The 14440-nt window shown below is 71.3% G+C and carries 8 protein-coding genes; 2 read left to right on the top strand and 6 right to left on the bottom strand.

The features are described 5' to 3' along the window. Positions 1–55: 55 nt before the first annotated feature. Positions 56–973: a 4-hydroxybenzoate octaprenyltransferase gene (gene ubiA, locus O9255_RS02780; RefSeq protein WP_297865303.1), complete on the bottom strand. Its 918-nt coding sequence runs from the start codon at positions 971–973 to the stop codon at positions 56–58. Further along, positions 963–3191, bottom strand: coding sequence for a patatin-like phospholipase family protein (locus tag O9255_RS02775; RefSeq protein ID WP_297865302.1), 2229 nt, complete (start codon positions 3189–3191; stop codon positions 963–965). Before O9255_RS02775 ends, ubiA begins: the two co-directional genes overlap by 11 nt. A 218-nt stretch (positions 3192–3409) precedes the next feature. Here O9255_RS02775 and O9255_RS02770 point away from each other — a divergent pair, with 218 nt between their 5' ends. Beyond that, entirely contained in the window at positions 3410–5272 is a 1863-nt protein-coding gene (locus O9255_RS02770; protein WP_297865301.1) for an autotransporter domain-containing protein, read from the top strand. 75 nt (positions 5273–5347) lie between these two features. Further along, positions 5348–5698 (top strand): nuclear transport factor 2 family protein, encoded by a 351-nt coding sequence (locus O9255_RS02765; protein WP_297865300.1) that lies wholly within the window; start codon positions 5348–5350, stop codon positions 5696–5698. An 18-nt stretch (positions 5699–5716) separates the two neighbouring features. Here the strand turns inward: O9255_RS02765 and O9255_RS02760 are convergent, their stop codons facing one another. The 4 genes from O9255_RS02760 to glyQ are packed head-to-tail and all read right to left on the bottom strand — an operon-like array spanning position 5717 to position 14365. Beyond that, positions 5717–9484: a translocation/assembly module TamB domain-containing protein gene (locus O9255_RS02760; RefSeq protein WP_297865299.1), complete on the bottom strand. Its 3768-nt coding sequence runs from the start codon at positions 9482–9484 to the stop codon at positions 5717–5719. Beyond that, positions 9484–11340 carry an autotransporter assembly complex family protein gene (locus O9255_RS02755; protein ID WP_297865298.1) on the bottom strand — a complete coding sequence of 619 codons (1857 nt, stop codon included), beginning with the start codon at positions 11338–11340 and terminating at the stop codon, positions 9484–9486. Before O9255_RS02755 ends, O9255_RS02760 begins: the two co-directional genes overlap by 1 nt. A gap of 5 nt (positions 11341–11345) precedes the next feature. Beyond that, positions 11346–13430, bottom strand: coding sequence for a glycine--tRNA ligase subunit beta (glyS, locus tag O9255_RS02750; protein ID WP_297865297.1), 2085 nt, complete (start codon positions 13428–13430; stop codon positions 11346–11348). After that, complete coding sequence (gene glyQ, locus O9255_RS02745; protein WP_297865296.1) at positions 13427–14365, bottom strand: glycine--tRNA ligase subunit alpha; 939 nt, start codon at positions 14363–14365, stop codon at positions 13427–13429. Before glyQ ends, glyS begins: the two co-directional genes overlap by 4 nt. Positions 14366–14440 lie beyond the last annotated feature (75 nt).

The raw sequence follows: 14440 nt of genomic DNA, 5'->3' as shown, positions 1-14440 counted from the left end.
CGCCAATCTCCGCGCATTCAGCCTTCGGGAAGCCTCCCCCAAAGGCATCCCGGGATCAAGTCGAGACGACGAAGAAATGCAGGGCCACTCCGCCAAACACGGCGGCACCGACCCGGTTGTTGGCGAGGAAGGCGGCGAAGCAGTCGTCCGGATGCCGCGAGCGGCCTTGGGCGAACTGCTGCGCCACGAACACGGCGGCCGCCGCGAGGCCCAGCCAGTAGACGAGGCCGAGCTCGAGCCGATGGCCCAGCAAGCCCATCGCCAGCCCCGCCAGAGCGAACAGCACGGCGATCACCGGCACGTCGAGGTCGCCGAACAGCAGGGCCGTACTCTTGGCGCCGGCGCGGCGGTCGTCCTCGCGGTCCACCATCGCGTACCAGGTGTCGTAGGCCGTGGTCCACAGCAGGTTCGCGCACAGCAGCAGCCAGGCCTCCTGCGGCGGCCAGGCATCGCGCGCCGCGGTGTAGGCCATCGGGATGCCCCAGCCGAAGGCCAACCCCAGCCAGACCTGCGGCAGGTAGGTGTGGCGCTTCATGTACGGGTAGGCCGCGGCCAGCGCGAGGGCGACGCCGCTCAGCGCGATGGTCTTCGCGTTCGTCGTCAGCACGAGGGCGAAGGCCACCAGCATCAGGCCCGCGAACAGGCCCAACGCGAAGCGGCCGGACAGTTCCCCGGCCACCAGCGGCCGGGCCTTGGTGCGCTTCACCCGGCCATCGAGCCAGCGATCGGCGTAGTCGTTGATGACGCAGCCCGCTGCGCGCGTCAGCCAGACCCCGCCCGCGAACACGACCAGCAGGTGCAAGGAAGGCAGGCCTTCCGACGCCAGCCACAGGGCCACCAGCGTCGGCCACAGCAGCAGCAGCCAGCCGATCGGCCGGTCGGCGCGCATCAGCCGCCAGCTGGCGTCGTAGCGGGCACGCCATGCCGGCGGCAGGTGCGCCGCCAGCGGCGCCGAGGACAGATCAGTCTTCATTGCGGATCAGGTTGCCGAAGTTGAGCGTCCACGTGTCGTTGCCGCGGTTGGTGCGGCCGTAGCCGAACAGGATCGGGCCGAACGGGCTGCTCATGCCAACGAACACGCCACCGGCGCGCGTCGAGCGCTCCCAGCTGAAATCGAGCGCGTCGTCGCCGACCTGGCCGATCTCCGCGCTGGCGCCGAGGTAGGTGGGCACGGCGAACAGTGCATTGGCATCGCCGAGCCGGTAGTAGTAGACGGCGCGGCCGTAACCCAGCGTCTGCCCGGTGAGGCTGCGTTCCAGCGTGCCCGACATGTTGAGGAAGCCCCCGAGCGTGGAGAACGCGGCGAGACCCGGCGGCGTGTCGCGCGTGTCGGCCCAGCGCGTGCCGAGCAGCAGGTGGTGCTTGCCGCGCGAGAGCACCGTATCGGAACGCCAGCGCGCGACCCAGCCTTCGCCTTCGGCGCCCAGCACCGGTTCGTAGCGGTCGATCGACAGCACCGCGCGCGAGCCCTGGCTGGGGAAGCTCAGCCGGTCGAGCGTGTCCCAAACGGCGCGCACGCCGAACGAACTCGTCTGCTGCGTCAGGTCCTCGACGTCGAAGGTGCCGACCACCTCGCGGCCGAGGAAGCGCGAGCGGCGCATCGTGGCCTCCAGCGCCCAGCGCGGATCGGTCTGCAAGCCCACGCGCGCGCCGAAGGTGGTACGGGAGACGCGGAAATCGGCCACCCGCGTGGTGCCGATGACGAAGGGCACGTCGAAGGCGCGGTAGCCGGTGTCGAGGCTGGCGTAGAAGCGGCGGTCGAGGTCGATGGGCGCGAACCAGTCGGCGGAGACTTCCATCACCTGGCCGAGGCGCAGCAGGGCGCGCAGCTCGTCGCCATCGCCGCTCACGCCGGTCTTCAGCAGCTCGGCGGTGAGCTGGTAGTCGCTGTTGCCGGCGAAATCGTCGGAGATCTGCAATCCCACATTGAAGAACACGGGGCCCCAGGCCTTGTCGACCGGCAGCAGTTCGATGCCGGTCTGGCCATCGCGCCGGACCGGGCGCCAGCCGAGGCTCTGGTAGGCGCCTTCCGCATAGGTGCCGGCGACGGCGGCGTCGATCGCCGCGGGATCGAGCGGCCCACCCACCAGTGCGTGCGCGCGATAGGCCACCAGGCGCTCCGTGCGCGAGCGGCCCGACGCCACGTCGACGAACGCGATGGTCGTCGCGGGATCGAGCCGGGCGATGCGCCGGCCGCTCCGCCACGCCGCGTACTCGGCTTCGGGGAGTGCGAGGTGGCGGAAACGCGGCGCCTCGGCCTCGGCGGCGTCCACGCCCTTGCCGATCACTGACACCGACTCGTCGAAAGCCGCGCTGGAAAAGGTGCCCAACGGCGGCACGATCAGCACGTCGCCTGCCTCGAGGGAGGTGATGGAACGGTTGGTCTTCTCCTGCATCAGCACCGAGACCATCTGGTAGGCGACATCGAGCGGCGTGCGGATGTCCTCGCGCGCCAGCAGCGGACTGCCCACGTCCACCGCGATCACCACGTCGGCGCCCATCCCGCGCACGACGCCGACCGGCAGGTTGTCGACGATGCCGCCGTCGACGAGGATGCGGCCGTCGATCTCCGCCGGCGCGAACACCGCGGGCACCGCCATCGAGGCGCGCACGGCCATCGCCAGATCCCCTTCCGCGAACACCACGCGCTCACCGCTGACGATGTCGGTAGCAATGGCGCGGAACGGGATCGGCAGGTCGTCGAAGTGCGAGGTTTGCGAAGCGCCGAGCATCAGGCGTCGCAGCAGCAGGCCCAGCTTTTGCCCCTGCACGGCGCCGGAAGGCAGCACTGGCGCACCGTCCCGCCAACCGGCTTCCAGCTCGGCGCGGTAGTTGAGCTGCGCCTCCTTGCGACGCATCGGCAGGCCGGCGCGGACGGGGTCGTCCTTGAACAGGTCCTGCCAATCGACGGAGGCGAGGGCGGCCTCGATCTCGGCGGGGCGCATGCCGCTGGCGTACAGCGAACCCACCACCGCGCCCATGCTGGTGCCGGCGATGGCGCAAACGGGGATGCGCTCGCGCTCCAGCACCTTCAGCACGCCGACGTGTGCAGCCCCCCGGGCCCCACCGCCGCCCAGCACGAGGCCGACGCAGGGGCGTTCGCCCGTAGCCGTGGCCGCGGCGGCCGGAAGGGCCGGGGCCAGCGCCAGCACGAAGGCAACGAGCAGGACCGAGTTGAGGGTTCGACGCATGCGTTTCCGCTCCGATGGTTCGGCGTGAATGATGCCCGGTCGCGGACCTTCGACCGCATCGATGCGGCACCGCAGCATGATTTTCCGTCGTTCGGCCCAACGAACGGCGGCGTATGGCGGCCACCCGTAACTTTGTTTTAATGTGACCCCCGTCGCGGCCCCTCCCGGCGACCGCGCCTTGCTGCCACCCCTCGCACCGTCCTGTCCAGGAGTTACCGATGCCCCGCACCCGTCTCATCGTCGGCGCCGTCGCGCTGGCCCTCGCCGCTTCGTCGGCCCATGCGCAGCGCTTCAGCCGCGTCGTCAGCTTCGGCGACAGTCTGTCGGACGCCGGCAACATCGGCCTCGCTCCGGCCCAGGCCGGCGGCCTCGGCGGCGCGTTCGGCCCGAGCCAGAGCTTCACCACCAACCCCGACCCGGTGATGGTCGAGCTGCTGGCGCGCTACTTCGGCTACGCCAACAACGCCTCGCTCGCCGGCGGCACCAACTTCGCTTGGGGCGGTGCCTGCGCCCGTCCGGCCGCGGCCGCGCCCTGCACCAACAACCCGAACCCGGCGACGCGCCTCGACGCGCAGATCGGCCAGCACCTCGGTGCCGGCTCGGCCGACCCGCGCGCGCTCTACACCGTGTGGATGGGTGCGAACGACCTGTTCGGCGCCATCCCGGTGTGGGCCTCGAACCCGGCCACCGCCTCGGCCAACGCGTCGGCCGGCGGCATCCCGGTCGCGCAGGCCGTCGTCGGCCAGGTGGGCCGCCTGCAGGCCGCCGGTGCGCGCAACATCATCGTGCTGAACCTGCCGGACCTCGGCGTCACGCCGCAGTTCTCGTCCGGCCCGGCCGCCGCCGCCGGCCCGCTGGCCTCGCTGGCGACCGTCAGCTTCAACGGCGCGCTGTCGCAGGGCCTGTCGCAGCTCGGCACCGGCATCATCCCGGTCAACGTGTTCGGTTTCGTCAATGAAGTGCGCGCCAACCCGGGCGCGTTCGGCCTCACCAACGTCACCGGCGTGGCCTGCACCACCAGCAGCTCCATCCTCTGCACGCCGAACTCGCTGGCGGCGCCGAACGCCAACAACACCTACCTGTTCGCCGACGGCGTGCACCCGACGGGTGCGGCGCATCGCCTGCTGGCGGAAGTCGCGGTGGCCACGATCAATGCCCCGACGATCGTCTCGATGGCGCCGGAAGCCGCCATCGCCGCCTATGACGACCACGGCTCCGCGATCGCCAACGGCCTGTTCGACGAGTACCGCTTCGACCGCGAAGACGGCACGGTGCGCGGCTACTTCCGCGCCACGGGCTCGAGCGGCGACATCGCCGGCTCCAGCTTCGCGCCGGGCGCCGACACCAGCGGCTTCAGCCTGACCGGCGGCGCCAACTACCAGGTCAACGAGACCTTCACCTTCGGCGTCGCGGCGAGCATCGGCAACCAGAACCTCGACCCGGTCGGCGGCACCATCGACGGCAACACCGTGCTGTTCTCCGGCTACGGCGTCCTGAACTTCGGTGGCTTCTACCTCAACGCGATCGCCAGCGGCGGCAGCACCAACCTCGACCTGGCGCGCAACATCGTGCTCGGCCCGACGGTCCGCTCGGAGACGGGCGAGACCGACGCCGACCATGTCGCCGGCGAGCTCGGCATCGGCTACGTGTTCAAGGGCGAGAACCTGACCCACGGTCCGTTCGCGGGCGTCGTCTGGCAGGAAGTGACGGTCGGCCAGTACTCCGAGGACGCCATCACCTCGACGGCGATGAACTTCCGCGAGTTCACCCGCGAGTCGATGGTCACGCGCTTCGGTTACCAGGCGAAGGCCGATCTCGGCAGCATCCAGCCCTACGCCCGCGTGGCTTGGAACAGCGAAGACGAGGACGGCCGCACGGTCGTCAACGCTGGCTCGAACAGCATGGGCGGTCGCTTCGCACTGGACGGCTTCGCCCCGGCGGAAGACTGGACCAGCGCCGACGTCGGTCTCGGCTTCACCTTCTCGGAGCGCTTCAGCGGCCACCTGACGTATACCGGCCGATTCGGCGACGACGTGGTGGATCGCGACTCGCTCAGCTTCGGCCTGACGATGAGCTTCTGATCGAAGTCACCGGCGCACACCGCCTGAACGAAGGCCGCCTCCGGGCGGCCTTCGTCATTCTGGCATCCTGCCTCCATGCCTGATCCTGCCTTCGTGGCGCTGGTGCAGCGCCAACTCGACGCCTACAACCACCGCGACGCGGTGGCGTTCGCCGCGTGCTTCAGCGCCGACGTGCGCTGCCACCGGCATCCGGACGAAGCGCCCTTCCTGCAGGGCCGCGGGGCGCTGCAAGCCTTCTACGCGCGCGAGCGTTTCGTCCATGCGGGCCTGCACGCCCGGCTTCTGCACCGGATCGACCTGGGCCGACGCGTCCTCGACCACGAACACGTCGTCGGCCTGCCGGGCGGCGAGCGCGAGGTCGTCGCGGTCTACGAACAGGGCGCGGACGGCCTGATCGGCCGGGTGTGGTTCATCGCGCCGGCCTGAGCGGTCGCGACGGGCGGCTCAGTCGCGCTCGAACTTCGCTTCGAGCTCGATGCGCTGCTCGATGCCGGTTTCGACCTGCGCGGCCAACCAGCGCCGCAGCGCGTAGGTGACGGTGACGACCTGTCCGGTGCCCGAAAGCGCCATGCCGTAACTCACGTAGAGCTTCGGCGTGATGCGCTTGCCGACGGTGAGCGCGGTGCCGCCCAGTGCGCGCGACTCGCCGACGCTGGCGGTGTCCAGCCCGACCTTGCCGGCCACCGCCTGCGCCACGGCGCTGCCTCCGAGCGAGGTCGCGGCCTCCTGCAGCTGGGCGGCGTCATTGCCGTCCGTGGCGGCGAGCGGACGGCCGAACATCAGCCACGACAGCGCCTCGGCCTGCGGCAGCGCGGGGCGCGACCAGACATCGACGATCGGCGACACGCCGGTGCCGGTGACGGCCACACCGACTTCCGGCTCGGAATCCGGACGCACGGCGCGCACGTCGATGGTCGGTTCGTCGATCGCGACGTTGCCCCAGCGCAGGGTGCCGCGTTCGAGATCCAGCTGCTGGCCATAGGCGCGGACCTCGCCGGCCAACTCGAGCGTGCCGCGGGCGCGGGGCTCGCGGTCGATGCGATCGCGGAGCTTCAGCTCGCCGGACAGGCGGCCATCGAAGCCGAAGCCGCGCAGGCGCACGTCGTCACCGAGCGCGACGGTGAAATCGGCATCCAGCTGCAGGCCCGCGGTGGAGGCCTCGGCGGCCGGATCGTCGATGACCACGACATCGGACGAGGCCGCCGCGCCCTGTTCGAAACGATCGAGCGCGAGCTCGGCGCGCGGCACGTCGACGCGGCCGCGCAGCCGGGCGACGCCGTCGGCCACCTCGAGGTCGAGCGCCGGGCTGATCCACGCGCGACCGTCCGGCGTGTCGAGCACGCGCACGTCGGTGCCGCGGATCGTCACCCGGTTCGGGCGGTCGTCCTCGCTCCACTGGCCGGCGATCTCCAACGCGCCGTCGCCGGTCGGCAATCGCCCACGCAGACGAAGCTGACCGTCTTCGCCGCCTTCGATGCGCAGCTCGCCCTCGTCGATGGCGATGCCGAGCGCCGGCAGCTCGACCGCGAACGGTGCCGCCGCCAAGGCGCCCTGCCAGCGCGGCGCCTCGACCGTGCCAGAGAGGACGAGGCGGCCGTCGATGGTGCCGCGCGGCGCGACGAGATCGGCGCTGACGACTTCGAGCAGGCTCAGGTCCGTGGCGCGCAGGGCGATCTGGCCGTCCAGCACCCCCGCGGCGTCGGCCGAGGCGCGCGCTTCGAGCCGGCCATCCGGCAGCAGGTCGGCGCGCAGGTCGACGCGCCAGCCGTCCGACTGCGTGGCCTCGAGCACGAGACCGTTCCACCCGAACACCGTCTCCGGCGCGACGCCACCCACGCGCAGGCGGCCCTGCGGGGCGTCGATGCGCGCCGTCGTGACGACATCGCCATCGATACGCCGACGCACGGCCTGCAGCGTCACGAGGCCACTGGGCGCCAGCGGGGTGTCGAGATCCTCGGGCAGGAAGGGCGCGAGCCACACGAGGTCGAGTGCCTCCCCGGCAAGGCGCGCGTCGTCGGCATCGCCTTCTGCGCAGAGGCGACCGCTCTTGGCAAGCCGCAGGCAAACCGTCGATGGCAAGGACCAGTCGGCACCGCGCCAAGCCACGGTGGCGGGAGCGTCGAGCGCGAGGAGCGGCAACGCCGGCAACTCGCCGTCGAGCGTGTCGAGTGTGAGTTCGCCGCGCTCGAAGGCATCGCTGCTGCGCCAAGCGCCGCGCGCCTCGAGGCGACCGCGCGCGCCGGGCGTCGGTGCCGGCAGGTTGGGCGCGTCGATGCCCCGGGTGGCGAGGGTGAAGCGCCCGCTGTCGACGCGTCCCTCCAGCGTGAGTTCGATCGACGCGATGCGGGACTTGCCCTGCGCCAGGGCGTCGGCGCGCAGCGCGATGCGGCCATCGCCGCGCGCCGGCAGAGAACCACGGGCGGTGAGGCGCTGCAGGGTGACGTCCTGCCAGCCGCCGTCGAGCAGGGCGAGATCCGCCTCGATCGCGGGCCGCTCGGCGGTGCCTGCCACCTGCAGGCGACCATCGAGCACGCCGCGGGCGCCATCGAGCCAGGGCGCCACCTCCAGCGTGCGGAGCGCGATTTCCAGATCCAGCGCGGGCGCCAAGGCGCCGTCGACGGCGATGCGGCCTTCGCCCAGCGCGAGCGCGGCCTGGACCTGCAGCGCGTCACCCCGTGCCTCCACCTGCGCTTCGCCCTCGATGCGCTGGCCGCGCAGAGTGCCGGTGAGCGACGCGAGCTCCGCGACGTAGCGCAGCGGCGCATCGGCCGGCGCGGCACCGTCGACGCGCAACGTCCCCTCGATCCGGCCCGGCCACTCCGGCGCCAGCCACCCCGGGTCGAGTTCGCGCATCGTGGCGTCGAGCGCGAATGCCGCCGCGGCGTCGCGCGCATAGCGTGCCTCGCCCTCGAGAGCACCGCCGGGCGTCGCCAGCGTGAACGGCGCGAGCACGATGGCCTCGGCGTCGCCGCGAGCCAATCCGGTGAGCGTGGCCCGCTGTCCGCCGCGCGCGAGGTCGAGATCGAGCTCGGCCGACCAATCATCGACGTGGCCCGCGAACGTGGCCGTGCCATCCGCCTGCACCCGCGCCTCGCCCTCGCCCCACGACACGGCATCGGCCCGCGCGACGAGGTCGGCGGCGCCGCCATCGAGTTCATAGGTGCCGGTCAGGTCGACGCGTCCGTCGAGCAGGGACAGGGCCAAGGGTTCGGCATGCAGCACGCCGTCGTGCAGCCGCAGGTGCGAATCACGCAGCGCCACGTCCACGCCATCCTGCGCGACGCGTCCGGTCAGGCCGACGCGAAGACCGGGCGTCGCCATCGACTCGTCAGCGGGGGCGGCGGCGCTGTGAGCGCGAAGCGTGGCGTCGATGGGGGCCTGCTCGGGCAGGCCGAGCGAGGCGATTTCGAGCTGCGTCGCATCGATCGCGAAGGTCCAGGCCAGCGTGTCGAGCCGCGCGGCGTCCTGCCAGTCGAAGGCCATCGCCACCGGGCCGCCGGTTCGGCCTTCGAGCCTGGCGCCGCCCTTCGCCAGCGTGCCGTCGATCCGCAGCGCCACACGTGCGCCTGCCGCCAGTTCACCATCGAGCGCGAGTCGCGTGGCGAAGTCTTCCGACGGGAGGTACTGCAGCGCGCCACGCACGCGGCCCTGCGGTGCGTCGAGTTCGAGTGAGTCCAGCGCAAGGCGGCCAGGCTGCAGCGCCAGCGCGCCCGCCACGCGGTCGATCACGATCGGCGGCGACGCCTCGCCGGCCGGGTGCACGACGATGTCGCGGACCTCGACGGTGTCGACGCGCACCGAGATCGGCAGGTCGAGCCGCGGCAGGACCTGCGGCCACGGCGGCGTCGGCTCGTCGGGCGCATCCTTGGGCCACACGCGCAGTCCGCGCAGCCGCAGCGCCGCGAGGTTCACCGTCGGCTCGCCGAGCCCGGGAAGGCGAGGCGTGGCGTACAGCACGCCGATCTCGACGCGCACGGTCGCGTCCTCGTACACCACGTCGCGCAGGCGCAGGCCGCCGGCGAGGCTGCCCTCGCGGTCCACGATGCGCAGCGCGCCGTCAGGCAGCGCGGCGATCACGCGCTCGAGCGCGGCATCGCGCCCACCGCCGCTGCCCAGCAGCCACCACCCGCCGAGAGCGGCGGACACGACCAGCGCGACGACGCCCAGCAGCGTCCAGCGCCGCAGGCCTGCGATGAGCGCCCGCGGCGCCATCAGAAACCCACCCCGAAGCTGAGGTGCAGGCGCGTGCCACCGCCGGCCGCTTCGTCGAGGCCCTGCGCGACATCGACGCCGACGAGGCCGACCGGCGAACGCCAGCGCGCGCCGACGCCCACGCCGATCTTCGGATCGAAAGCGCGCCGCGTGTTGAACACGTCACCCGCATCGACGAACACGGCCGCGCCCCATTCGTCGGTGAAGAAGTACTGGTACTCGGCGCTGGCCACGATGCGGTGCAGGCCGCCCAGCACCTCGCCTTCGAAGCGCGGCCCGATCTCGCGATAGCCGTAGCCGCGGATGCTGCGATCGCCGCCGGCGAAGTAGCGCAGCGAGGTCGGGAAGGCCAGCGATTCCAGCGGGCCGTCGTAAGTCGTCGTGGCCGCGTCGGCGCGCAGGATCACCGCCTGCGAGTCACCGAGGCTGTGCAGCCACTGCGCGCCCATCTCCATCTGCGCGAAGCGCTCGCGGCGCGAGGCGGCCTCGATCACGCCCGCCCGCAGCGTCATCGTCAGCTGCAGCGAATCATCCGGGTTCAGCGGATCCTCGACGCGGCGGTAGGTGGCGCTGAGTTCCGGATACAGCATGGTCTGGCGCGCATCCGGGAAGCGGTCGCGACGCAGCAGCTTGGTGCGCTCCTCGGCGAACACGACACGGGCCGAAAGGGTGTAGGGATCACGCCGCCCCTGCCAACCCGCGCCAACGCCGAGGCGTTCGTAGCCGAGCGCCGACTCCGGGTCCTCGGCGAGGTACTCGATGCGCGTGCCCCACCATCCGGGCAAGCGCCGCAGCGACGGGACGCGGTACTGCGTGGTGAACCCGCTGCGTCGCTGCGACCACTCGAAATCGGACAGCCATTTGTGCCCGCGATCGTTGACCCACCGGCGGTTCATCGAACCGCGCACGCCCACGCCGGTGTCGCTGCCGAAACGCAGCGCCGCCGTGTAGGCCGTGCGCTTCGCCGGCGTGGTGGTGATGTCGATCGGCACGCGCTGGTCCTCGCCCTTTCCGTCCTCGGCAGGCACGACTTCCACCAAGGCGAAATAGTCGAGCTGCGACAAGCGGGCGCGCAGGCGGTCGAGCTTGTTGCGGTGGTAGGGCTCGCCTTCGGTCCAGTCGACCAGCGGCGGCAGCAAACCGGGGCGGAACTGGTTCGCGGCGAAGCGGGCCTCGCCCATCGCGTGGCGCGGGCCGGACTCCCAGCGAAGCAGGACATCCGCAGTCTTGCCAGCACGGCTCACCGCCACCCGCGCGGTGGTGCGCTTGGCCTCGAAGTAACCGCGGTCGGCCAGCTTGCGCTCGACGCGGAACTTCGACGCCTCGTAATCGAGGTGGACGAACCGTTCGCCGACGTCGGGCTCCAGCTTCGGCAACTCGCGCATCACGAAGCGATCGTCCCGGGCTTCGCCGGTGATGTCAGCGTCGAGCGTCTTCACCCGCACCGGCTCGCCGGGGTCGACGCTCACCCGGATGCGCACCCCGTCACGCGCGGGCTCGCGGCGCACGTCGACCATCGGCGAATACCAGCCGAAGGGCTCGAGCGCTTTCGTCACTTCGCCCGGGATGCGCCGCAGCAGGAACTGCAGTCGCGCTTCGCTGAGGTCGCTGCGCTGCTTCACCGACAAGCGCGCCAGCGTCATGCCAAGGCGCGCGTTGGCGGCCTCCTCGTCCGGCAGGCCAGACAAGGTGATGTCGACGACGCGGATGCGCGGCGCGGCCGGCTCGGCGGCCAGCGGCGAGGCGGCGTCCTCGGCGCGGACGGCCGACGCTCCGAAGGCCATCGCCATGCCGAGCGCGAGCAGCCAGCCCGGCAGCGCGAAGGGATGCCTCCGGCAGCGGGGGGCTGGCGGCACGGGGCTCAGGTGGCGAGCTGCTCGATCGCCGCCACCGCCGCGAAGCGGTCGGCCAGGGCCTTCAGCAGGGCGAGGCGGTTGTCGCGCACCGCAGCGTCCTCGGCCATCACCATCACGCCATCGAAGAACGCATCGACCGGCGCGCGGAGCGCCGCGAGACGGCTCAGCACGGCCACGTAGTCGCGCGCGGCGAGCGAGGCGTCGGTGTCGGCCAGCGCGGCGACGAGCGCCGCGTGCAGTTCGCGTTCGGCGGGTTCGACGAGCTTCGACGCATCGATGGTGTCGGGCAGCGCACCCTCCACCTTCTTCAGGATGTTGCGAGCGCGCTTGTTGGCCGCGGCCAACGCGGCGGCCTCCGGCAGCTCGGCGAAACGCTGCAGCGCCGAAAGCCGCTCGGCGAAATCGGCCAACGAGACCGGCTTCGTCGCCGCGACGGCGTCAAACAGCGCCGCACCCACGCCGCGGTCAGCGAAGTAGCTGCGCAGGCGGTCGAGGATGAAGTCGTAGAGCTCGCCGGTGTCGAGCGCGAGGCCGGCGGGAAGCGCGGCCTTGGCGGCCTCGAGCATGCCGACGAGGTTGAGGTCTAGCCCGCCCTCGATCAGCGTGCGGGCGAGGCCGAGCGCGTTGCGGCGCAGGGCGAAGGGGTCCTTGTTGCCCGAGGGCTTGAGCCCTGCGGCGAAGCCGCCGGCCAGCGTGTCGAGGCGCTCGGCAAGGGCCAGCACCTGGCCCAAGCGCGAGGCCGCGATCGCATCGCCGGCGAAGCGCGGCGCGTACACCTCATCCAGCGCCACGGCGACGGCATTGCGCGCCTCGGTCGGCAGCTCGGCGAGGCCGGCGTCGTGCGCGGCGTAGTAGCGGCCCGCGATACCCTGCAGTTCCGGGAACTCGTTGACCATGCGGCTCTGCAGGTCGGCCTTGCACAGCAGGGCCGCGACCTGCGCGAGGTCGGCGTCGGCGTCGAGCGCGGTGGCGATCGCACGCGCCAGCTGCGCGATGCGCGCCACTTTGTCGGCGTAGCTGCCGAGCTTCTGCTGGTAGGTGACCGTGGCGAGGCCGGCGTTCATCGCCGACAGGCCTTGCTTCAGATCCTCGTCGAAGAAGAAGGCGGCGTCGGCGAAGCGCGGGCGGATCACGCGCTCGTAGCCCTTGCGCACTTCCGACTCATTCGTCGAAACGATGTTGGCGATGCCGATGAAAGCCTCGGTGATCCGGCCCTGCGCGTCGAGCACCGGGAAGAACTTCTGGTTGGCTTCCATCGTGGAGATCAGCGCTTCCTGCGGCACGCGCAGGAAGGCCTTCTCGAAGCCGCAGAGCACGGCCTTCGGCCACTCGACGAGGCCGTTCACCTGCTCGAGGTTGTCTTCAGTGATGCGGGCGGTGCCGCCGGCCTGCGCGGCGGCAGCCTCGACCTCGGCGCGGATCGCGTCGCGACGCTTGCCGGCATCGACCAGCACCTTCGCGCCGTGCATCGCCTCAACGTAGGCATCGGCATCCGAAACCCACACCGCCTTGTCGTGCATGAAGCGATGGCCGCGGCTCATGCGGTCGGCGGTCTTGCCGAAGGCCACCAGCGGCACGACGTCCGCGCCGTACAGCGCCACCAGCCACAGCGCCGGCCGCGCGAAGGCGTGCTCGTGCGCGCCCCAGCGCATCGGCTTCGGGATCGGCATGGCCTTCAGGGCCTCGTCGAGCACCGCCTGCAGCAGGTCGACGGTGCGCGCGCCCGGCTTCACCGCGCGGTGCACGAAGCGCTCGCCCTTGGCATCCGTCGTGCGCTCGAGCTCCGTCCACGCCACGCCGGCCTTGGCCGCGAAGCCTTCCAGCGCCTTGGTCGGCGCGCCCAACGCGTCGAGGCCGATGTTGAGGTACGGGCCCAGCACTTCCGAGCGCTGCTCGGGCTGCTCGGCGGCAACGCCTTCGATCTGCACCGCGAGGCGGCGCGGCGAGTACAGCGTGCGCGAGGCACCGATGGACACACCACGCTTCGACAAGCCGTCGGCAATGCCGTTTGCGAAGGCGGCGGCGAGCTCCGGCAGCGCCTTGACCGGCAGTTCCTCGACGCCGAGTTCGATCAACAGGGAGGCGCTCATGCCGCGGCCTCCTGCGTGTCGAGGCCGAGCCGGGCGCGTTCCCCCGCGTCCTTCACGCCGGGGAAGCCGAGCTTCTGGCGCTGCGCGAAATAGGCTTCGGCCACGCTGCGCGCCAGCGTGCGCACGCGCAGGATGTAGCGCTGGCGCTCGGTCACCGAGATCGCGCGGCGCGCGTCGAGCAGGTTGAAGGAATGCGAGGCCTTGCAGACCTGGTCGTAGGCCGGCAGCGGCAGGCCGAGTTCAACGAGCTTCAGCGCTTCCTTCTCGCAGGCGTCGAAGCGATGGAACAGCTCGGCCACGTCGGCGTGTTCGAAGTTGTACGCACTCTGCTCGCGCTCGTTCTGCAGGAACACATCGCCATAGGTCACGTCGCCGTGCGGGCCGCGCGTCCAGATGAGGTCGTAGACGTTGTCGCAGCTCTGGAGGTACATGCACAGGCGCTCGAGGCCGTAGGTGATCTCGCCGGTCACCGGCTTGCACTCGAGGCCACCGGCCTGCTGGAAGTAGGTGAACTGCGTGACTTCCATGCCGTTCAACCACACCTCCCAGCCGAGGCCCCAGGCGCCGAGCGTCGGCGATTCCCAGTTGTCCTCGACGAGGCGCAGGTCGTGCACCTGCGGGTCGATGCCCAGCGCCTTCAACGAGCCGAAGTAGAGCTCGACGATGTTGTCGGGGTTCGGCTTCATCACCACCTGGTACTGGTAGTAGTGCTGCAGGCGGTTCGGGTTCTCGCCGTAGCGGCCGTCACCGGGGCGGCGCGAAGGCTGCACGTAGGCGGCGTTCCAGGCCTCGGGGCCGAGCGCGCGAAGGAAAGTGGCGGGGTGGAAGGTGCCGGCGCCGACTTCGAGATCGAGCGGCTGGATCAGCACGCAGCCCTGCTCGGCCCAGTAGGCGTTCAGGCGCGTGATGAGTTCCTGGAAAGTGGGGGCGGACATCGGGCTCGACGCAGGAAAGTTGACGCGCCAGTATAGCCGCGAGGCCTATCCCGCCTGATTTCCCGCCGTATCGCC

It is taken from the genome of Silanimonas sp. (genome assembly GCF_027530345.1).
Classification (GTDB): Bacteria; Pseudomonadota; Gammaproteobacteria; order Xanthomonadales; family Xanthomonadaceae; genus Silanimonas.
This window is presented reverse-complemented; position numbering and strand designations above follow the sequence as displayed.

Coding starts and splice junctions, on each gene's coding strand:
- O9255_RS02770 (WP_297865301.1), top strand. CDS start 3,410: ATGCCCCGCACCCGTCTCATCGTCGGCGCCGTCGCGCTGGCCCTCGCC.
- O9255_RS02760 (WP_297865299.1), bottom strand. CDS start 9,484: ATGGCGCCGCGGGCGCTCATCGCAGGCCTGCGGCGCTGGACGCTGCTG.
- O9255_RS02775 (WP_297865302.1), bottom strand. CDS start 3,191: ATGCGTCGAACCCTCAACTCGGTCCTGCTCGTTGCCTTCGTGCTGGCG.
- O9255_RS02765 (WP_297865300.1), top strand. CDS start 5,348: ATGCCTGATCCTGCCTTCGTGGCGCTGGTGCAGCGCCAACTCGACGCC.
- glyQ (WP_297865296.1), bottom strand. CDS start 14,365: ATGTCCGCCCCCACTTTCCAGGAACTCATCACGCGCCTGAACGCCTAC.
- glyS (WP_297865297.1), bottom strand. CDS start 13,430: ATGAGCGCCTCCCTGTTGATCGAACTCGGCGTCGAGGAACTGCCGGTC.
- ubiA (WP_297865303.1), bottom strand. CDS start 973: ATGAAGACTGATCTGTCCTCGGCGCCGCTGGCGGCGCACCTGCCGCCG.